Here is a 20,274-nt window from a genome sequence, read left to right on the forward strand (position 1 = left end):
AATGAATTAATCCATTTTTAACTTGACCATTTCCATTCAAATTTGACTTCATCTTGCGTGGCTTTTTCCAAGGACGCCAGCATAACTTCTTGCAGTTCTTCATCTTGCGCATCATCACTTGGAGTACGAGTACCTGGCGAGTGAAAATGCGTCATGCCAGGATATGCCCCACGGTATGAAAATGAGGTAGGCGTCGAGTCTTCACCCGGTTGCACTGTTCTGGGCAAGCAAGTTTCCAGGGACAAAAGCTGTTGATTTAAAAGTTGTTTGATTAATTCAATAACCTCTAAATGACCGCTTTTTTTCCCCTCTTCCATTAATCGCTCCAGATCCTTCCTGGACAGCCAGTAGCCTTGCTCTAAAAATAGTTGGGCTGTGGATAGATGGCCGGCTCGCAAGGCTTCATATAAAGGCGTTTCATTGGCTTTGTTCCGAGCTCCTACATTGGCATTGGCATTGAGCAAAAGCTCTACCACCTGGTTATGTCCCTGGCTAGCTGCTGAATGCAAGGGTGTCCTGCCAGATCCTTCCTGAGTTTCTTGGGCATTGACATAGGCCCCTAAATTTAGCAAACATTCCACTGCGACTGTGTTACCAAAAAAAGCGGCCGTATGTAACGGCGTGATACCGTAGGGCCCCACCAGATTAACATCACCCTCCTTTTTGACGAGCAATTTCACTAGATTGCTCAAATTTGAGTGAGATTGCTCTAGCGCAAAGTGTAAAGGCAAATATCCCTGTTCATCTGGTTTTCGATAATCGGCACCCTGTTGTAGCAAAAACACTACAACTGACAAATGGCCATTGCGACAGGCCGCGTGCAAAGCGTTATAGCCATTAATACCTAATTGATTAATATAAGATTTTTTCTGAAAAATGGATTGCTTTTCAATCAACGATTTCACTAAATTCAGATTACCTTGCGCAGCGGCTTCCGGCAGACTTTGCTCAATACTCTGTCGTTGTTTTTGAAAAGAATTATTTATGCTTACCGAACGTTTACCATAAGTTACCTGACGGTCTTGTAAGCGTTGAGATAGCTGTGCTTTTTGCTGGGATAATGCAAACGCTTGCTCTTGTTTCTCTGTTAATGCGGCTTTTAAAGTGGCTAACTGCTCAGCTAAACTGCGACTGGAATCATAAATAAAATTTGCATAGCTCTGCATCTCTACTTGCATCGCTTTGCAAAACGATTCAAGCAACTCAGTCTGTCTTGGTTTAATATCAAGAAATTGGTTGTTGATATAAATCCGATCGCGAGCTTTTAATAGTGCATGATAGCCTTCGATGAAGATTTGCTCTTGCTTTTTAAGTGCTTGTTGATAGCGCTGATTTAGATCTTCAAGATTATCAGTATTGTTGTTGGATTGCTCACTTGGTCTTTTATGATACTCTTCCAACAATTCGATACGCAAACTAAGAACTTCACCTTCACGTACTAGTCGCTTTTCAATATCATCGATAGGCAGAATTACCTGCATAACAGATAATTCTTCAACCTCTAGACGTTGAGCCAGCGTTTCTAATTCGGCGCTGACCTTATTTTTTTGTTCAATAAGCGCATATTGCTTAAGCATGTTATGAAGCTCCAATAGAGGATGGTTATGCAATCCTATGAATCATTATTGACATTCGAACCAATAAGATTATTTCTTAAGGATTGGGCATTAAACTTAAAATTTGAGCAATTATAGAGCATTGATTTGAATAATTGTATGGGTAAGAATACCCATTTCCTGGTGCTCTCAGAGGATCGCGAACGAGTTATAGGCAGGATAAGAGTGAATGAATAACACCTGAACAATAAATTAAAACATCCTGTTCTAATTTAAATCATAGGGCGCTAGAGAGTAGCGATGACGACTTAAAGCAAATCGTATCATCAGCATATCGTGCTTAATTAAAAGGTACATAATCTTCATGCGGTGTTAAATTGGCGTAAGCCAATACCAGCCATTTAGCACCATGATCAGCAAATTTTACTTGCACACGCGTGTGGGCACCACTGCCTTCCACAGCCAATATGACTCCATGACCAAATTTGGGATGACTAACATTTTGACCAAGCTTCAGGCCCACTTCTTCAGCGGCAACTGAGGATAAAGTCTTAGGCGACAGAGGCGCTTGAAAACGTGCTTTAACCCGAACCTCATCCAGTAACTCTTCAGGCAGTTCACGAAGAAAACGTGAACGACGGTGGTATTCTTCACGCCCATACTGTCTTCGCACTTCCGCATAAGACATGATTAATTTTTCCATGGCACGGGTCATACCGACGTAACAAAGCCTGCGTTCCTCTTCAAGGCGACCAGCCTCTTCCAGACTTTGCTTGCTTGGAAATACACCCTCTTCCATTCCTGCCAGGAACACTAATGGGAACTCCAAACCTTTCGCAGCATGAAGAGTCATCAAGTGCACAGAGCGCTCATGAGCCTCTGCCTGCATTTCGCCCGCCTCCAAAGAGGCATGGGCAAGAAAAGCCACCAGTAAAGGTAATTCTTCGTCAATTTCCTGCTCATAGCGAAATTGTTTGGCAGCATTCACAAGCTCTTGTAGGTTATCCAGGCGAGATTCTGCTTTATCCCCTTTGATTTTTGCAAAATGGGCGTACAAACCACTACATTCAATGACAGTACCAATTTGCTCATCCAATTCTTGATGAACTGTTTGCCTTTGTAAGGTTTCAATCAATTCAATAAACTTTGTCAGAGCAGTTGCTGCACGCTGTGGTAGTTGCTTTGCTTGTAAAACAGCATTTGCCGCTTGCCATAAAGAAATATCTTCTGCTTTAGCAAGATGGCGTAATTCCTCCAGTGTTTTTTCACCAATTCCCCGCGTAGGAAAATTAACTATACGTTCAAAAGCAGTATCATCATAAGGATTGGCGATTAATCGCAGATAGGCGAGCGTATCTTTTACTTCTGCGCGTTCAAAGAAACGAACGCCACCGTAAATACGGTAAGCGATACCTGCGCGTAGTAAGGCTTCCTCAATGACGCGTGACTGCGCATTAGAACGGTAAAGAATTGCAATTTCATCTGCACTGCGTCCATTATTAATTTCCATTACAATGCGTTCACCAAGAAAGCGGGCTTCATCCAGCTCGTTAAAAGCGCTATAAACCACAATCTTTTCGCCTGCTTTACCTGCAGTCCATAAGTTCTTGCCCATCCTGGAATTATTGTTAGTTATCAGGGCGTTTGCGGCATCCAAAATAGTGGAGGTTGAGCGATAATTCTGTTCAAGGCGGATAAGTTGAGTATTCCTAAAATCCTGTGAGAATCGTTGGATGTTTTCCACCTTTGCGCCGCGCCAACCATAAATAGATTGATCATCATCCCCAACGGCCATTACAGCAGCATGCTCACCAGCAAGTAAACGAATCCACGCATATTGAATCGTATTGGTGTCCTGGAATTCGTCAACCAGAATTGCTTGAAAGCGGTGGCGATAATGCAACAAAATATCTGGATTATCCCGTAACAGCTCGTGTGTACGTAGCAGCAACTCGGCAAAGTCAATGACGCCGGCTGTTTGACAAGCCTGTTCATAAGCTTTATAGATTTGCACTAAAGTACGGGTTGGTCCATAGGACAAAACAGGAATGTGCTCTGGTCGTAAACCTTCATCTTTCTGACCATTAATAAATGCTTGCGCCTGCTTAACTGGCCATTGATCTTCATCAAGATTCAGCGATGCTAAAACGCGTTTAATGACTCTTGCCTGATCCTCACTATCTAGAATATGAAACTGCTCAGGTAATTTTGCAGCGTCATAGTGGCGGCGTAATAACCGATGACATAAGCCATGAAAAGTTCCAACCCATAACCCTGTCAAAGGGATTTCCAACATACTAGTTAGACGCGCTTTCATCTCCCCGGCTGCTTTATTAGTAAAAGTCACTGCTAAAATCGCGTGAGGAGAAATATGCTCTTGCTCAATAAGCCAGGCAATACGACTGACTAACACGCGAGTTTTACCACTGCCAGCGCCTGCCAAAACCAGTGTACTCCCTAACGGTGCAGCCACCGCTTCCCGTTGTTTCTCATTTAATTCCTTAAGCAGTGCTGTCATGCATTAAACCCAATAACTCAAAACAAAAAACTATTATCTTAAATTTAGCAGTGAAAAACAAAGCCTGATTTGCAACGGTCTCCACCACAATCGATATAGTATCAAATGTAGCACAATTATCTGGATTTAATAATTAATAAACATGGCATGTTCTATACTCATGGAAGACGATAAATACACACTTATTCCTTCAAACGTCTTTGCTTCTGATTATTGACAGTATAAGATTTAAGAAAAAACGAGGAATTTATGCATTCCCTTTACCCAGCAATTAAACCTTACCAACGTCACGAGTTACCTGTAAGCACACCTCACACGCTTTACATAGAAGAGATTGGTAATCCTCAGGGTAAACCAGTCATTGTTCTACATTCAGGGCCTGGTGCTGGTGGAAACAAATGTCTACGACGTCTTTTTGATCCAATGCTATATCGCATCGTTTTATTTGATCAGCGAGGTTGTGGCCGTTCAACCCCGCACGTTGAGTTGCAAAGCAATACTACCCGCGATTTACTGGATGATATTGACGCTATTCGGGACTATTTGGGCATAACACGATTTGTTTTATTTGGTAGTGGTTGGGGCTCTTTGTTAGCGTTACTGTATGCACAGCAATTCCCACAGCAAATTGGCGCTATGATGCTGCATCAAATTTTTCTAGGGCGAAAAAAGGATATCGATTGGTTTTATCAAAATGGTGCAAACTGTATTTTTCCTGACTATTGGCAAGATTTTATTAGTTTGGTGCCTGAATCGGAACAGGATAATCCTGTAAAATATTATGCACAATGCTTGCAAGGCGATAATGAATTAGCACGAATGGCAGCTGCCAAACATTGGGCATTATGGGAAGCACGTTGTAGCAGCCTGCATCCTCATTTAAACGTTATTGATCAATATTGTAATCCCCATTTTGCTTTGGCATTGGCTAAATTGGAGTCACACTACATCAGCAATCATTTTTTTATCAAAGAAAATCAAATCTTAGAGCACGTCCATAAAATAAGACACATTCCTGCTTATATCATCCATGGTCGTTATAACATGATCTCTCCTATTGGCGCAGCCTGGGATTTACATCAGTCATTACCCGCTTCGAATCTAAGGATTATCCGGGATGCCGGTCATTCTGAGCGTGAAGCAGGAATCATCGATGCTCTGGTATCTGTCAGTAAAGAGATTGCTGGTAAGGATTTGGATGTATGCTAATCGTTATGCAGCGAGTACATGAAGCTCATGTAACGGTTGATGAGAACGTTGTGGGCGCAATTTCTCAGGGACTTTTAATCCTTTGTGGTTTCGAGCAGAACGATAATCAACAAACACTAAAGCGTATGTTAGAAAAATCCTTAAATTACCGAGTTTTCAGTGATGCAAAGGGCAAGATGAATCTTAGCCTAAAGGAGATAAGTGGCGGTTTGTTGCTGGTTCCTCAATTCACCTTGGTAGCAGACACACAAAAAGGATTGCGCCCCAGTTTTTCTGCAGGAGCATCCCCTGTAGCAGGTCAGGCATTGTTTGAAGCATTAATCATGCTTGCACACCAGCAGCATAATAAGGTTGCAAGTGGCCAATTTGGAGCCGATATGCAGGTCCATCTTTGTAATGATGGGCCCGTAACATTTATCCTTCAGTTTTAGTAAGGCAAACTCATACCATCCTGAATGGAGTGAAATTCAATATGAATCGGGGCCTTGTTTGTGGGATCCTTCAAGCAACTTCGCTGCTCCCCAAGACGTACGTCATCCCTGGGGTTCGTCATCCTGAAAACGACGTAGTCGCTTGAAGGAACTCCTGAATATGACACTGTTATGTCTCGGTTTTAGTTTTCAACCGCTATAAACTGGTGTAACATCACTTCATGCAGCAATAAAAAGTTAAAGAATCATGCGCTTAATTGTCACGCTTGCAACAGTAATCGGCTCTTTGATGCTCTCTGCTTGCATAACCAAAGGTTCTAATCCAGCCGACCCTTACGAATCCATTAATCGCAAGATTTATAATTTTAATATGGCTGTTGACGCCACTGTTTTAAAGCCAACAGCCAAATTTTATAAAGTGATTCTACCACCACCAGTTCGTAGCGGAATTAATAATGCGTTTAATAACGTTGCCATGATACCAACGGTCGCTAATGATCTCCTGCAAGCAGAATGGCGCTATGCCATTAAAGATGCCTGGCGATTTATGATTAACTCAACGTTTGGTATAGCAGGTATTTTTGATATGGCAGACAAGCATTTTAGTCTACCTCCGCACTACAACGATATGGGCCTGACTTTTGCCAAATGGGGAGATAAAAAATCACCCTATTTAGTAATTCCTTTGTTAGGCCCTGCAACGATTCGTGATGGTATGGGAATGGTGTTTGATTATACCGTGTTAAGCCCTTATGCCTATATTGACCATGCTGGCGTAATTTGGGGATTAGCAGCCATAAGGTATGTAGACTTGCGTTCCCAAATGTTTGAAACAGAAGCGTTAATGGCGCAAGCTCTCGATAAATATGCTTTTATCCGTGACGCCTATTTACAGCATCGTAATTTCCGTATTACGGGTGAGCAACAAGAAACAGGTTCACTGTACATCGATGATGAAGACAATGAAGAAGACATTGGCGATTACATTGATGATGAGCCTCTACCTGCCAAAAATTCTGAATCGACTGGTACCAATCCGAATGCTTCACATAGCCCTGCATCAGCCTGAAATCCCACCGAATACTGGGAACATCATTCGCTTGTGCGCCAATACTGGTGCACAGTTGCATCTTATTCATCCTTTAGGGTTTACCTTAGATGATAAACGCATGCGACGAGCAGGCCTTGACTACCACGAATGGGCTAACATCATTCATTATGAAAATGAGCAGCATTTCATGGAAAAAAATCAACAGCGCAGAATTTATGCTTGCTCCACGAAAGGAACTCAAGGTTATCATGAAATTAGCTATCAGGATGAAGATATGCTTCTTTTCGGGGCTGAAACCCGCGGCCTACCCGCTCATTTAAGGGAGCGGTATACTGCCATTCGCATTCCTATGTGTCCTCACAGTCGCAGCCTTAACTTATCAAACTCTGTCGCTATTATTTTGTTTGAAGCCTGGAGGCAGCTACAGTTTGATGGCAGTGTTTAGTACCATTGCCCAGCTATTAACAATTAATTAGGTTATTATTTGTCTGTTCGGCATTTTGCTCAACAATCTCGGAAATAAAAACACTTTGACATAAAATTGAATGCCTTATTAAAGGGGATTGAATCTTCTGAAATTGCTGGTTGGCCTGCTCCTTGCGATACTCAACGTCTTCAACATTGACTCCAGAAGTCACTTGACAATAAGCCTTGGCTAAACCTTCATTACTCAAACATGCAAGCTGATAATCATTGTCGTTATAGTTTTCAAGATCACTTTGCAAATTTAGAACTTTATGAAAATGCTTAATTGCCTTTTTTGTTTCCGGATCATCTACCTTCACAACATTCTTCAGATGTTTTTTGGCAGACGCGTAGGTTTTTCCTACTTTTTCTCTAATCTTCTCTTGAGTTGGCATTCTAATTGTCCGTTTAAATTAATACGGACCGAATGATACTTTATTCCTCAAAAGTCTTCACTCTACAATGCTAGTTTTCTCTGGTTACCGATTAAATCGGATTTTCGTTCAAGGTACACCCCATACCGCCGTTCCTGATAAGGCTTAGACCATACATGTAGAATTTATTAGGTTAAACCTGCCGAATCGGCCCAGGATACTGGGCTACTAGGGTATCCGCTGTAAGTAAAGTTATGCCTTCCACGGTAGCTTGTGCTACCAATATTCTGTCAAAAGGGTTTTTGTGTATTGAGGGTAAGCTTTGAATAAATACAGTGTGAGCACTTGTTATTGCTAACTCGTAATAGCCGTTATCCAGTAGATTTCGTCGAAGAACCCTGGTATCCACCTGAAAATTCTCCTTTTGTAAACTACTTTTAATGGCAATTTCCCAAAGGTTTGCAGGGCTAAAAAAAAGCTCATTAGCCTCATCATTGATAAGTTGACATGCCTCTTGAGACAAATCATCAGGGGAGCTGGCTGCCCATAGAATTAAATGCGTATCGAGCAGGAATTTCATGAATTACAGCCAAAAATATCTTCTATTTCTTTACTACCCATTCTATCGAAATCTTTGGGAATGGTAATTTGCCCCTTCATGAATCCTACACGACGTATTTTATTGCTAGCAGAAGATGATAGTGCTGTTACTTTTACAAGAGGTTTACCTGATTTCGCAATGATAAAGGGTTCTCCTCGAACAGCTTCTTCAATTAGTTTGGATAAATTCGTTTTAGCTTCATGGATATTTACTTTATGCATAGTCTTACTAAACTAAGTCTATTTAGCTTAGTTTAACAAAAAACTTACCATTACACAAATAGCCCAGTCGACACGAGTCTTAGTTTCTAATCAACTTCTCTAGACAACGCAAATAATCGCCGGCTATATCCAACCCCGTTTCTTTGGCAATTTCTTGCAAACAAGTCGGACTGGTTACATTTATTTCTGTTAAATAATCTCCAATTACATCTATCCCTACAAAATAAAGTCCTTTCGCCTGCAATGTAGGACCAATCTGTTCACAAATCCAGCGGTCTCTGGCCGTAATAGGTACTACTTCTCCTTTGGCTCCTGCGGCAAGGTTACCGCGTAATTCTCCTTTGACAGGGATACGGGCCAAAGCATAGGGGACTGGTTTGCCATTAATTAATAAAATTCGCTTATCACCGGAATGGACAATTTCAGGAATGTAGTGCTGGGCCATAATACTTACTGTTTGGCCCTTGGTTAGCACCTCCAAAATAACGGACAGGTTCAGGGCTTTTTCATCAACATGAAACACCGAGTTACCGCCCATTCCTTCAAGCGGTTTAAAAATGACATTGCGGTGTTCTTGCCAAAAGGCGCGTAAATGCTCGATATCACGGCTTACCAAAGTTGGAGGGCAACATTGCGGAAAATTTAGAGTAAAAAATTTTTCATTGGCATCGCGCAAGCTTTGCGGTTTATTGGCCACAAGAACGTCTTCTTTTTCCGCCAAATCCAGGGCATAAGTAGAATAGATATATTCCATGTCAAAGGGCGGATCTTTTCGCATGAGCACGATGTCCATTTCACTTAATGCTTGTTCTCCAAGTTCTGCCACTTGCGCCCAATTTTTGCTGGATAAGTCGCCAAGATGAATGGATGATAATCGTGCAAACGCACGTCCTTGCCGGCAAAACAAATCAGCTTGCGTAAAATAAAAACAAGACCACCCCAGCGCTTGTGCTGCCTTTAACATGGCGAGTGTTGTATCTTTATAAGGTTTTAAATGATGCAGAGGATCCATCAATACCGCAAGCTTCATTCGAACTCCTAAATTTTCAGATTGAAATAGCTGCAATTTCCCTTGCAGCGGCCAAGGCTGCAAGACGCGCGATGACGCCATAGGCATAGAATCGATTTGGACAATCAATGGCATCAAGATCCCGTCGCGGTGTATTACAAGCTTGTGCGAAAGCCAGAGGCTCAAAGTGCATGCCCGGGGCATTAAGATTTTCACTTGTCCCTCGTCCCTGATGTACACGGTAGAAACCTCCCACAACAAATTGCCCTATCATATAAACGACAGGTTCAGCAACAGCGCCGTTAGGCATGGTCTCAAAGGTATACACCCCTTCTTGTATCATTACTCTATCCACTTTGCGACTACCTTTACTGGCGGACATACGCGTGCGCTGTTTACGGTTTAACTGTTTCAATTCTTCGGCGCTATAGGCCATCATGACACTCATGCCGTAAGTACCATTATCTGCCTTAACCACGATAAAGGGTTTTTCCGTAATGCCATAGGTAACGTATTTATCGTTTATTTGAGACAGTAATTTATCGGCTTCCTCTGCCAAACTATCCAGTCCCTCCTGAGCCATAAAATCAATGCCGCCGACTGCAGTAAAATAAGGATTAATGAGCCAAGGGTCCATATTCACTAATTTGGCAAACTCCGAAGCAACCTCATTAAAAAAATGAAAATGGCTGGATTTTAATCTTGTTGCCCAACCTAATTTTGCGGTGGGTCGAATCGGTTGCTCCAAATCTTGTAAAATATCGGGTATACCAGAAGACAAATCATTATTGAGCAAGATAATACAAGGATTAAAATCAGAAAGCCCAACACGATTTCCGAAGCGCTTTATAGGTTCTAAGCGTAAGCTGTTACCTTGCTCCAGCACAATCTCTTGAGGTTCTGTTACTTCAGGATCCAAACTTCCAATACGAACGATAAAACCTGCGTGCACAAAGATATCGCGTAATATACTCAGGCTATGTAAATAAAACTTGTTTCGCGTATGACTTTCAGGAATCAATAAAATGCGCAGGCAATTAGGGAGTGCGTCAACCATAACTGACTGCACTGCCTGAACGCATAACGGTAAAAAATCACGATTAAGATTATTAAATCCTGCCGGAAACAGGTTGGTGTCTACCGGAGCAAGTTTAAAACCAGCATGACGTAAATCGACTGAAGAAGTAATCGAAGGCGGCGTTTCCTGCCATTTTTCCCTAAACCAAGATTCAATAGTGGCCACCTGATTTAATAGAATTTTTTCTACATGATGTAGAGGTCCACAATGTGCCGTTATCAAATGAGGTACGGGTACATCACTCGCTTGCATGCTCTCTCTCCAGCAAAAATTATCAAAGGATGGTAACCTAAGGTGTAGTTAGAATCAAAATATGAAACTTCTTGGGTGCATAATTTAAAATCTCTACGTTCTGCGCTTTGTGCACGGCACACAGGTAAAAGATAAATTTACATTAAATACGATCTATTAACATATAAATGATAGACTAACTGAATTAATTATTTAATTAGCTTTTATCGTGAACAAACACACCTTACTTTCTCTGTGGATTCTAATTCTGTTAGGATTTATTTGGGGTTCCGGCTACACACTGGCGAAATATGCAATGACTCATGACGTACCCGCGTTAGGTTATGCCTTTTGGCAATCTGCAGGCCCTGCTTTATTATTAACTTTACTTTGCCTACTCACAGGCAACACCGCTATTTTTCAGTGGAAGTATTGGTCTTATTTTTTAATTTGCGGATTAGTAGGTATTACTATTCCCAACACTAATATGTACTTCATAGCCAGTCATATCCCTGCAGGCCTGCTTGCTGTTTTGGTCAATACGGTGCCTTTGCTCGTTTATCCAATGGCATTACTTGTAAAGCAGGAATATTTTGATAGCTGGCGCATGATGGCTTTAGTTATTGGTGTTTCCGGCATTTTATTAATTATAGGCCCTACCTTTTATGGTCTCTTATCGGGGTGGGCTTTGTTGGCATTACTTAGTCCTTTTGCCTTCGCTCTTTGCTCAATCTACATCACGGCTAAACAACCCTCCTCAATGACAGCCCTTGAAGCAGCAACGGGGATGCTATTGGCATCAACCTTGTTGCTTTTTCCTCTCATTGTTCAGCAACAGTCGTTTTATTCTTTGGCAGGCTCCTTTACCCTGGTAAAGCAGGTCATTTTATTGGAAATCATCTTATCAAGCTTGGGGTATTTGCTCTTTTTTAGCCTTCTTCGTTTAGCCGGCCCCGTTTTTTACAGCTTAACGGGTGGCATGGTGGCCTTAACCGGGTTATTTTGGGGGTTTATTGTTTTTCATGAAATTCCTAATCGTGTACAAGTACTGGCTATCTTTATGATAGTATTTGCCCTTTTTCTGTTATCATGGCGACAATCCAAACAATTGCAGGAGGCCATGTGACATTCACGGAAATTATTAATCAGTATGAAGGGCAGATACTCACCTTGCAGTATTTGTTAATGTTAATTAATGCATTATTGCATGTGCTATTCGCAGGAGCTGTGGCGCGTGACGCAGGGAATTTATATCAACTCGGACAACGTCCTGCTTTGGTATCCGCTGCAACCTGGGCTTTTGCAACCCTCCTTGGTGGTGTAATTACAGCGACTATCTATTGGTTTATTCACCACTCAACCCTTACAAGACCAATGATTCGAGAGGATGCTTATGAGCGAAAATAATATAACTGTTACTGTACAAGAATTAAAGCAACGATGGGATGAAAATCCCTCTTTGTGCCTCATTGATGTCCGGGAGCTCCACGAATGGCAACATAATCGAATTCCTGGTGCCATTCATATTCCTAAAGATGAACTTCTGCAACGCATTGGAGCGCTTGTTGCCGATTTAAATGAGCCTATTTACCTTCACTGTAAAAGCGGAGTTCGCTCACTTTATGCAGCAGGTTGTTTATTGGAGAAAGGGTATAAAAACGTTTATTCAGTAAATGGGGGTATTATTGAGTGGGTAATGTCAGGTTATCCAGTTGAAGAAAAATAACACCCTGCATCAGGCAGGGTGTTGTTATGATTACACAGTCGCTTTATTATCACTACTTAAATCTTCCTCATCATCATACTCTCTTTCTTCTTTTTTGGAAGAACCACCAATCCAATCTAAAAGATTGTAGGGGGAAGAAGTACTTTTTTTGCCTTCTTTACGTTGACGCTCTTCTTGTTCGCGTTCTTCCCGTTCACGTTTCTGAATGTCACGCTCCGTAGTAGTCCGAGCCCCTCTCCTAGACAGCTTACGGTTTGCACTACACATATCATCGCCCCTGTCTTCAAAAGCAGTTAAGTCCAACTTCTCAATTTTAGAAAAGGGATGATTCTCGTGCATTTTTTCCATGTCAGGAGTAAAAACCAAACTCGTATAAAATTTCATCGCTTCAGAAGTCATTTTTACAGCACTTCTAGGATCAATTTCATTTGGGGTTAGTTTTTTTTCTATATTTTGGTTAGTCTTCATAACGACGCCTATTGCATCAAGTAACAGATCACGAAGATAACTGCTATTGGGGGGAAGCCCTTCCGATACGATATATATGAAGCCACTAAGGATACAAGACTTCGATTTTTTTTGAGCCTGAGTTTCTTCCGGCAATTTATTGACTTCGGTGATAACCGCCTTTAGAAATTCAATATGAGGACGACGAGTATCTTTTAATTGCTCAATTCTAGTCTTGCCATAATACCCCATATACTTGATGACCGCTTGCTCGAATTTGGCTGTTATTGTTTCATATGCTGCTAATTCAAAACCCATCTTACTCTCCTTACTCCATGAATAGGTTATTATTGGTGCAATCATTCACCGCCAACCAGTGTAAACTAAATAAAACCTTTCGTCATGTGTTTTCTTTAAACGGTTTAATCAATTTACAATCTACTGATTTGATTTAAAAATTACTGTCTAGCAGCCTACTACTTACTTAATAAGTTTTTGACATTTCGTTTTTCCTGTTTTGGGTAAGGTGCCTCTTTCGCCCGCAATTGTGGTTCCCGGAAAAGCCTGAATATTCTTACATTCTGCCTACACCCACGGCTTTGTTCCTGATATCACAAATTTTATCTCTACGTAGAGATATATGAAATTTGAGGAGCTCTCAGGAACAAAACCGTGGGACGTGAGAAAGTAGAGTTTTTTTGCACAAAATCCAACTATTTTTAAGTAATTTCCATTTACCCATTCATGAATCTGCTTTAGGATGCCACTATTTTATTTTTTATGAGAAAACCATGAAAAAAGCCTTAACTCTCTCTTTGTTATTAATAACTACTCTGGTTTCAGCAGCGACCAAACCCAAATTGGTTGTTCAACTTGTCATTGATCAATTAAGGGGAGATTTAATCAGTCGCTATCAGCATAAATTTGGTCCCGATGGGTTTAATTACCTCTTAAGCCATGGTCTTGATTACCAGAACGCTCACCACCCACACGCCAATACCGTCACTTGTGCAGGACATGCCACGATTGCTACAGGCAGTTATCCCGCCTTGCATGGCATTGTAAGCAATGAATGGTATGACAGAAAAACAAAATCAGAGATTAATTGCGTGGAAGATTTGCAAAGTATCCTCTTACCGACTGCCCGCTCACGAAAACCCTTAGCGGGTCGCTCACCACGCAACTTAATGGCTTCTACCTTAAGCGATGAAATCGTATTGGCACAAATTGGTCAGGCTTTTGCTGTGTCATTAAAAGATCGCGCTGCCATCACTTTGGCAGGTCATGCTGGAAAAGCCTTTTGGTTTGACAAAGAAAATGGTGGATTTATTACCAGTAAATATTACTATTCAACCTATCCTGTATGGGTTAATGATTGGAATAAGCACTATGAAGCCAAAGAGATAACTTGGCAATTAAGTGCTCCTGTGGCCAATTATACTTATGCCAAAACACCTGTGTTTAAAAACCGTTTTCAGGAGTTTGGAACGACTTTCCCACATCATTCAGGTTCTCCTCAATCAGAAACTTATTACAAGTTTTTCTCAATGACCCCTTACGCTGACGAATTAACTGCTGATTTTGCCATTAATCTGCTGGTTAATGAAAAACTCGGCAGAGCTGACGGAAAAGTAGATTATTTAGGCATTAGTTTTTCTGCCGTTGATGTGATTGGCCATCAATTTGGGCCTAATAGCCTTGAGTCGGAGGATAATCTTTTAAGATTGGATAAAACCTTGGCCAAATTACTGGCGGCCATCGACAAACAGGTGGGTCTGGATGATACCTTAATCGTGTTAACCGCCGATCATGGCGTGAGTGATTCTCCCGCTTATTTGGCAGCGCATCATATTAAAGAGAACCATTCTTTAAAGCTGCCACAAATGCAGGAGATTATTGAACAAACACTCGTTAAACATTTTCAACTGCCTGCCAAGGCATTACAAGCTATCTCCTTACCCTATATTTACCTGAATCATGAAATCATTAATGAACATCAATTGTCTAATCGTCAGGTTAGTGCTTATTTGGCAGAAACGTTGCGTCAACACGTGGGCATTTTTCAGGCTTACCCCATGCCATTGGCAAATACCGAACACGATTGGCTCAGTGCGAAAGTGGACAAAATGGCATTTCCTGATCGCTCAGGAGATATTTATCTCGTTCCCCCGCCTTATCAAGCCTTGGCCGATAAAAGTGAGCAGCGTGTAGCCCATGGGACTCCCTGGCAATATGATAGCTATGTCCCTTTATTGTTTGTCAATGGCAAGTTTAAAACAAAACATATCACAAGGCCTGTCAATACCACGGATATTGCCTCTACTTTAGCGGTTATTTTGTCAATTAAATCTCCCTCCGCCTCCGTAGGGCAACCCCTAACAGAGGTGATTGAAACATTCGAAAAGAATGCTTGAAATTCACTCGAAATGCCCCTATTTTTTACCTAATAGGGCATTTTTAAATGGACTTCATCGATGAACAATGTAAAAACTTTTATCTTACTGGCGGCGCTAACGGCCTTATTGTTGGTTATTGGTAATTTATTAGGCGGGAGAGCAGGGTTAATACTGGCTCTAGGCTTTGCCGTTATCATGAATTTTAGTGCTTATTGGTTCTCTGATACTATTGTTTTAAAGATGTACAATGCGCAACCGTTAGATATGAGTCATCCCGTTTATCGCATTGTCAGAGAATTGTCACAACGCGCGCAAATTCCCATGCCCAAAGTTTATGTCGTGGATAATCCCACTCCAAATGCCTTTGCAACGGGCCGCAATCCAGAACATGCAAGTATCGCGGTTACCACAGGTCTTTTAACCCGCTTAACAGAAGAAGAATTAACAGGGGTTTTGGCCCATGAAATCTCTCACGTGACCCATCGTGATACCTTAATTAGTGTCATTGCTGCCACGTTAGCAGGGGCAATCAGCGGGATTGCCAATATGTTTATGTGGACTTCCATGTTTAGTCATGGTGACGAAGAAAGACCCAATGGTTTCGTGGCATTGCTCATGATGATTCTAGCTCCTTTGGCAGCTGCACTTGTACAAATGGCCGTTTCTCGTTCACGAGAATATGAGGCGGATACAGCAGGGGCCAAATTGTGCGGACACCCTTTATGGTTAGCCAGTGCCCTGGGTAAGCTGGAAATGGCTAATCAGCAAGGTCAATTTCATCAGGCTGAGACCCATCCAACAACCGCCCATCTATTTATCGTGAACCCCTTAAGCAGTGAACACTTGTCCAGCTTATTTGCCACGCATCCCCCCATAGGTGAGCGCATTAAACGTTTACAGGAAATGGCTGGGGGTTACCGTTAACTACCCCAGTTACAAGGAGAATTTGCATGGAGAGCAAACGTTATGAAAGAGCATTTGCTTTTGTTAATTTAAAGCAACTGCCACCCAAACCCCGCCGTACCGGGCTCATTGAAATTAGAGGACCTTATTATGAAGCCTTTACTATCAATCAACTTAAAGATCTATTAAACACTTGGGGTTATTATATTGACGGGTTTAAGTTTGCCGGAGGGACGCAAGCCTTATTGGATAAAAAAACTGTTAAATCATTCACCAACCTTGCTCATGAACATCAAGTCTATGTCAATACCGGCGGATTTATAGAACGCATTCTCATTCAAGATGTTTCCCTGATTGATGCATACCTTGAAGAAACCCAACAATTAGGATTTGATGTGGTTGAAATATCAAGCGGTATGTTTCAACATGCTGATGATTTCACGCTTGCTGATCAAATTAAACTGGTAAATAAAATTGAAAAAGCAGGGTTAAAAGCGAAACCTGAAATCACTATTATGAGCGGTGTAGGCGGAGGCGTTAAGGAAATTGGTTATCAACAAAAAGTCAAAGCAATTAAAACTAAAGCTCAACTACTAGAAGAAGCAGAACGTTTTTTTGATGCAGGTGCTTTTATGCTAATGGTTGAGTCAGAAGGTATTACTGAAGGCATAAAAGACGTCAATGATTGGCGTAGCGATATTATTTTTTCCTTAATAGAACGGTTTGGGCACGAGAAATTGATGTTTGAAGTATCCCCGGAAGATGATGAAGCGCGCCAAACATTTAAATGGTATTTAAAAAATGTGAGCCTTGAGATTAATCTAATGATGAATGCTAAAAATATAGTCGAGTTCAATGCCTGGCGACTGCACTTATGGGGTGACCGCGAATTGTGGAACAATAAAAAAATTAATCTTACAGGCAACAGCTGAAGAATTTAGACAGCGTATTTCCTCTCATGCTCAATGAGCCAGCGCTTACGAGCCAAACCTCCGCCGTAACCGCCTAAATCGCCATTGCTGTTAATAATTCGATGACAAGGGACAATGATAGCCAGTTGATTAGCACCATTCGCATTGGCTACTGCCCGAGAAGCGGTAGCACGGTTTAAGGCTATCGCCTGTTCGCGATAACTGCGAGTTTCTCCATAAGGGATAAGGCGTAATGCTTCCCAGACCTTTTTTTGAAAAGGACTTCCTAGCAAGGCTATAGGTGTTTTAAATAATTGCAGACTACCTTTAAAGTAAGCTTTTAATTCTTGTGCAATGCTGTTAATTGGTAATGTCGTTCCTGGAATAACCGCTGCTTTTAGCCGTTGCCTTACTCGTTCGACCTCTCGCTCCAGACCACGCCTATCTACGAACTCTAAAAGATGAAGTACTTCTTCATCGGCTATAGCCAACATTGGTCCTAAAGGGGTATCTAACCAGGATGCTTTTAAAATTTGACATTCTTTCCTGGAAAAAGAAGGAGGCCCCCCCATAATTTTTGTAAAGGCATCCCGAAAACCACTACCCGATTCAAATCCAACCTCTAACTGTGCCTCAATAATGGAATCACCCTGACGAATTTGTTTTAACGCCAAGCCTAAGCGCCTTGCGCGCGCATATTCCACAAAGGTCATGCCAAATCGTTTTTTAAATTGTCGGCGGGCTGTGGATGCGTCAATGGATAATTCATCAAAATCTTTATCTTTCCATCGTTTTGTTGGATTTAGCTCTACTGCCTCGACCAATAATTGAACTGTCGCTGATACTTGATGGGGATGCGAAAGAGGACGGCAGCGTTTACAAGGACGGTAGGAAGCCAACAATGCCTCCTGGGCTGTTTGATAAAATTCACAGTGCTTAAATTTTGGCTTTCTCGCGGGACAGCTTGGTCGACAAAAAATCCCTGTCGTTTTAACCGCGACATAAAAAATGCCATCATACTCGGTATTTTTATCCAGTAAAGCCTGATAATAATTTTTTTTAGTCGTGTCAGTGAGCATAATCATTGCCTTACAAACGTTATAATTCAACTATATCAAACTTTAACGAAGGGCATGACCGAAATTCGAGCATTGTATTTTTATGTGCAACAGAAGCTTATCCCACCTAATTTTTTCTTAATCTTAGTTCTATATAATTTGTAATCAAATTGAACATATAAAGCACAAAATATCAATTTTGAGGATCTATGAAATTATTTGCAAAGCTACTCGAAGCTACCTTACTTCCAGAGAGAAAAGACGGATTTCTTTTTCCTTTCCCACAATCATTCTTATTTTACGATGTAAAAATAGATCACCCGAACCAATTTTTAATTCACGGAGAACCAGTCAGGAAATTAAGATTACTTTATCAATCCCAAAATCAGCACAATCCCCTTCTTCCCTCTCCTGCAGCATGCTATATCCATTATGAACATGGCAAAAAAGAAGTGAGGTCAATCGACCCGGATAAAGTGCAAGAAGTATTGAAATCTTTCAGAAAATATTCGGGTAATTCAATTCAAACCTTCTCTAGGATGAATGAAGATCAGCTGAATTGGCAAGAAAATTCAATGCGATGTGTTTATCAACAACAAACGAAAGACCCAGAGGTATTTTATACAGAGTTACATGAAAAAATTATAACCGGTATTGAAATGATAGCCGCCCGGGAAAGTTTACAAAGATTGAATATTGTCGATGGTGGCTGTGGTGATGGGAAACTTTTAAAAAAAATAGAAGGGAGATTCTCTGGAAATATAACATTTAAAATGAAATTGCTGGGATTTGATTTTAACCAGGAAAATGTTGCAGCATGCCGTCAGAACTATGCAGGTCAGTGCAATTTTATTGAAGGTGATTTGTTACAAATTCAGAGGCTCATCCAGGATTCTAAAGCGAAAGGATGGATTAATCCTGACTGGCCTATCCTCCTAACGTTATCCGGTTCATTAACCCGTCTGGTTTTAAAAAATGGTTTTGATGCCAGTCATGTATTAATGCAAACGTCTGCAAGTCAAGTCAACTACTTAGTAGGGGGCGGTGTAGGTGAACCTTTGACTACTTCCTGGATGCTAAAACAGGTTGGCTACAAGAGCAATCCTATACCTGTAAGCGAAGGCCATCATTTTTTCTCCTATCAACAACAGCAAAGATTAGACTTTCTCGCAGCAAAACTGGCCAGACTACAAAAAACCAATAGGCTAGAGCTGGCGCTTTGCCCGAATCCCGTAGAAGCATTATTGGCGATGCAACCTTATTTACAACATGATTCATCAATAGATTTATCATTCTTGCCTTTAACGAAAGAGCTTATAGAGGCTTTAACCAAGGTTCTCGAATTACGTCCTACATTAAAATTGATTTTTTGGCATCCTCAACAAGAGGCGGTCAAACAATTTTTGGAACATTTTTTTCTAAAAGCAGAAGTGACCGTAAAAATTCTCAAACAAGATGCAACTTTGCTTTCTTCTCATCGATTTTATACGCTTTTAAAAGGGGCTAACCCTACAGATTTCATTGATTATGAAACCATTTATCAATTTATTCTGGGTTATTTTGATAAAGCCCTTTCCATGGAAAGGATAAACTATGAGAAATGCGAAATGGTTTTGATGCATAAAATCATTAAAAGTATCACTGAGCCAAACACCATTGTGCTGAAGGAAACGGATGATGATAGACCACGAGTACTTGTTATTACCAAAAGTGCAGAAGATGAGGAACTTATTAAAAACTATTTTTTTAATTTTATTGCCTCTTGCGAAAAAGAAATCATGGCAAATAATTTAAGGATGCTACCGCTGGTTATATTTTGGTATCAAAAGGGATTTAATTTAGGCTCCCCCTTCGGTGACTATGATGTCCAAGAGGTTAATCGTTTTATACCCGAAATTAATCTTTATGCCTATTTAGCGAAACACCACACTAAAAAATTTGACAATAAAGCAATGGAAATGTTGGCAAAATGGACCATCATGACTAAAACAAAACCCGATTCTGAAGCACGGAAAGCAGGTATGGCAGAATTGGAATTGCTATGGCCTACTGAGAGTAACACATCCTCTTTAGGATATACAGGCTAACT

General features: G+C 41.1%; 20 protein-coding genes. 11 read left to right on the plus strand and 9 right to left on the minus strand.

From position 1 onward, the window contains the following. Positions 1-17: 17 nt before the first annotated feature. A complete protein-coding gene (locus clem_RS10920) occupies positions 18-1,577 on the minus strand; it encodes an ankyrin repeat domain-containing protein (RefSeq protein ID WP_094091592.1) in 1,560 nt (519 codons plus the stop codon). A 319-nt stretch (positions 1,578-1,896) separates the two neighbouring features. Continuing rightward, positions 1,897-4,074, minus strand: coding sequence for a DNA helicase II (gene uvrD, locus clem_RS10925; protein WP_094091593.1), 2,178 nt, complete (start codon positions 4,072-4,074; stop codon positions 1,897-1,899). Positions 4,075-4,323: 249 nt separating this feature from the next. Here uvrD and pip point away from each other — a divergent pair, with 249 nt between their 5' ends. From pip to trmL, 4 genes are all read left to right on the plus strand, one after another. Further along, on the plus strand, positions 4,324-5,283 hold the full coding sequence (pip, locus tag clem_RS10930) for a prolyl aminopeptidase (RefSeq protein ID WP_094091594.1): 960 nt from the start codon (positions 4,324-4,326) through the stop codon (positions 5,281-5,283). After that, on the plus strand, positions 5,277-5,714 hold the full coding sequence (dtd, locus tag clem_RS10935; RefSeq protein ID WP_094091595.1) for a D-aminoacyl-tRNA deacylase: 438 nt from the start codon (positions 5,277-5,279) through the stop codon (positions 5,712-5,714). Before pip ends, dtd begins: the two co-directional genes overlap by 7 nt. A gap of 247 nt (positions 5,715-5,961) precedes the next feature. Then, the gene (locus clem_RS10940) at positions 5,962-6,783 is read left to right on the plus strand and encodes an MlaA family lipoprotein (RefSeq protein WP_094091596.1); all 822 of its coding nucleotides are present in this window, start codon (positions 5,962-5,964) and stop codon (positions 6,781-6,783) included. Next, complete coding sequence (gene trmL, locus clem_RS10945; protein WP_094091597.1) at positions 6,755-7,210, plus strand: tRNA (uridine(34)/cytosine(34)/5-carboxymethylaminomethyluridine(34)-2'-O)-methyltransferase TrmL; 456 nt, start codon at positions 6,755-6,757, stop codon at positions 7,208-7,210. The genes clem_RS10940 and trmL overlap by 29 nt, the downstream gene beginning before the upstream one ends. Positions 7,211-7,226: 16 nt before the next feature. Here the strand turns inward: trmL and clem_RS10950 are convergent, their stop codons facing one another. From clem_RS10950 to gshA, 5 genes are all read right to left on the minus strand, one after another. Then, positions 7,227-7,625 (minus strand): hypothetical protein, encoded by a 399-nt coding sequence (locus clem_RS10950; protein WP_094091598.1) that lies wholly within the window; start codon positions 7,623-7,625, stop codon positions 7,227-7,229. Positions 7,626-7,797: 172 nt separating this feature from the next. Then, entirely contained in the window at positions 7,798-8,184 is a 387-nt protein-coding gene (locus clem_RS10955) for a type II toxin-antitoxin system VapC family toxin (RefSeq protein WP_094091599.1), read from the minus strand. After that, complete coding sequence (locus clem_RS10960) at positions 8,181-8,426, minus strand: type II toxin-antitoxin system Phd/YefM family antitoxin (RefSeq protein WP_058450627.1); 246 nt, start codon at positions 8,424-8,426, stop codon at positions 8,181-8,183. The genes clem_RS10955 and clem_RS10960 overlap by 4 nt, the downstream gene beginning before the upstream one ends. Before the next feature lie 79 nt (positions 8,427-8,505). Continuing rightward, a complete protein-coding gene (gshB, locus tag clem_RS10965) occupies positions 8,506-9,456 on the minus strand; it encodes a glutathione synthase (protein WP_094091600.1) in 951 nt (316 codons plus the stop codon). 16 nt (positions 9,457-9,472) lie between these two features. Next, positions 9,473-10,765: a glutamate--cysteine ligase gene (gshA, locus tag clem_RS10970; protein WP_094091601.1), complete on the minus strand. Its 1,293-nt coding sequence runs from the start codon at positions 10,763-10,765 to the stop codon at positions 9,473-9,475. Positions 10,766-10,973: 208 nt separating this feature from the next. Between gshA and clem_RS10975 the strand changes: the two genes are divergently transcribed. From clem_RS10975 to clem_RS10985, 3 genes are read left to right on the plus strand one after another with little or no spacing between them, the layout of a single operon-like run. Continuing rightward, positions 10,974-11,870: a DMT family transporter gene (locus clem_RS10975; protein WP_232505457.1), complete on the plus strand. Its 897-nt coding sequence runs from the start codon at positions 10,974-10,976 to the stop codon at positions 11,868-11,870. 59 nt (positions 11,871-11,929) lie between these two features. Beyond that, entirely contained in the window at positions 11,930-12,151 is a 222-nt protein-coding gene (locus tag clem_RS10980) for a hypothetical protein (protein ID WP_232505621.1), read from the plus strand. After that, complete coding sequence (locus tag clem_RS10985) at positions 12,138-12,470, plus strand: rhodanese-like domain-containing protein (RefSeq protein WP_094091604.1); 333 nt, start codon at positions 12,138-12,140, stop codon at positions 12,468-12,470. The genes clem_RS10980 and clem_RS10985 overlap by 14 nt, the downstream gene beginning before the upstream one ends. Positions 12,471-12,500: 30 nt before the next feature. On the opposite strand, the gene clem_RS10990 is transcribed toward clem_RS10985, so the two are convergent. Next, entirely contained in the window at positions 12,501-13,235 is a 735-nt protein-coding gene (locus clem_RS10990) for a hypothetical protein (protein ID WP_157698235.1), read from the minus strand. A 473-nt stretch (positions 13,236-13,708) separates the two neighbouring features. Here clem_RS10990 and clem_RS10995 point away from each other — a divergent pair, with 473 nt between their 5' ends. From clem_RS10995 to clem_RS11005, 3 genes are read left to right on the plus strand one after another with little or no spacing between them, the layout of a single operon-like run. Then, entirely contained in the window at positions 13,709-15,331 is a 1,623-nt protein-coding gene (locus clem_RS10995) for an alkaline phosphatase family protein (RefSeq protein ID WP_094092340.1), read from the plus strand. A gap of 60 nt (positions 15,332-15,391) precedes the next feature. After that, on the plus strand, positions 15,392-16,237 hold the full coding sequence (gene htpX, locus clem_RS11000) for a zinc metalloprotease HtpX (protein WP_094091606.1): 846 nt from the start codon (positions 15,392-15,394) through the stop codon (positions 16,235-16,237). A 26-nt stretch (positions 16,238-16,263) separates the two neighbouring features. Continuing rightward, on the plus strand, positions 16,264-17,148 hold the full coding sequence (locus clem_RS11005; protein WP_094091607.1) for a phosphosulfolactate synthase: 885 nt from the start codon (positions 16,264-16,266) through the stop codon (positions 17,146-17,148). Positions 17,149-17,153: 5 nt separating this feature from the next. On the opposite strand, the gene clem_RS11010 is transcribed toward clem_RS11005, so the two are convergent. After that, on the minus strand, positions 17,154-18,206 hold the full coding sequence (locus clem_RS11010) for a bifunctional transcriptional activator/DNA repair enzyme AdaA (RefSeq protein WP_094091608.1): 1,053 nt from the start codon (positions 18,204-18,206) through the stop codon (positions 17,154-17,156). 188 nt (positions 18,207-18,394) lie between these two features. On the opposite strand from clem_RS11010, the gene clem_RS11015 reads away from it, so the two are divergent. Further along, positions 18,395-20,272: a class I SAM-dependent methyltransferase gene (locus clem_RS11015; protein WP_094091609.1), complete on the plus strand. Its 1,878-nt coding sequence runs from the start codon at positions 18,395-18,397 to the stop codon at positions 20,270-20,272. Positions 20,273-20,274: the final 2 nt, after the last annotated feature.

The sequence above is a fragment of the Legionella clemsonensis genome (genome assembly GCF_002240035.1).
GTDB classification, from domain to species: domain Bacteria; phylum Pseudomonadota; class Gammaproteobacteria; order Legionellales; family Legionellaceae; genus Tatlockia; species Tatlockia clemsonensis.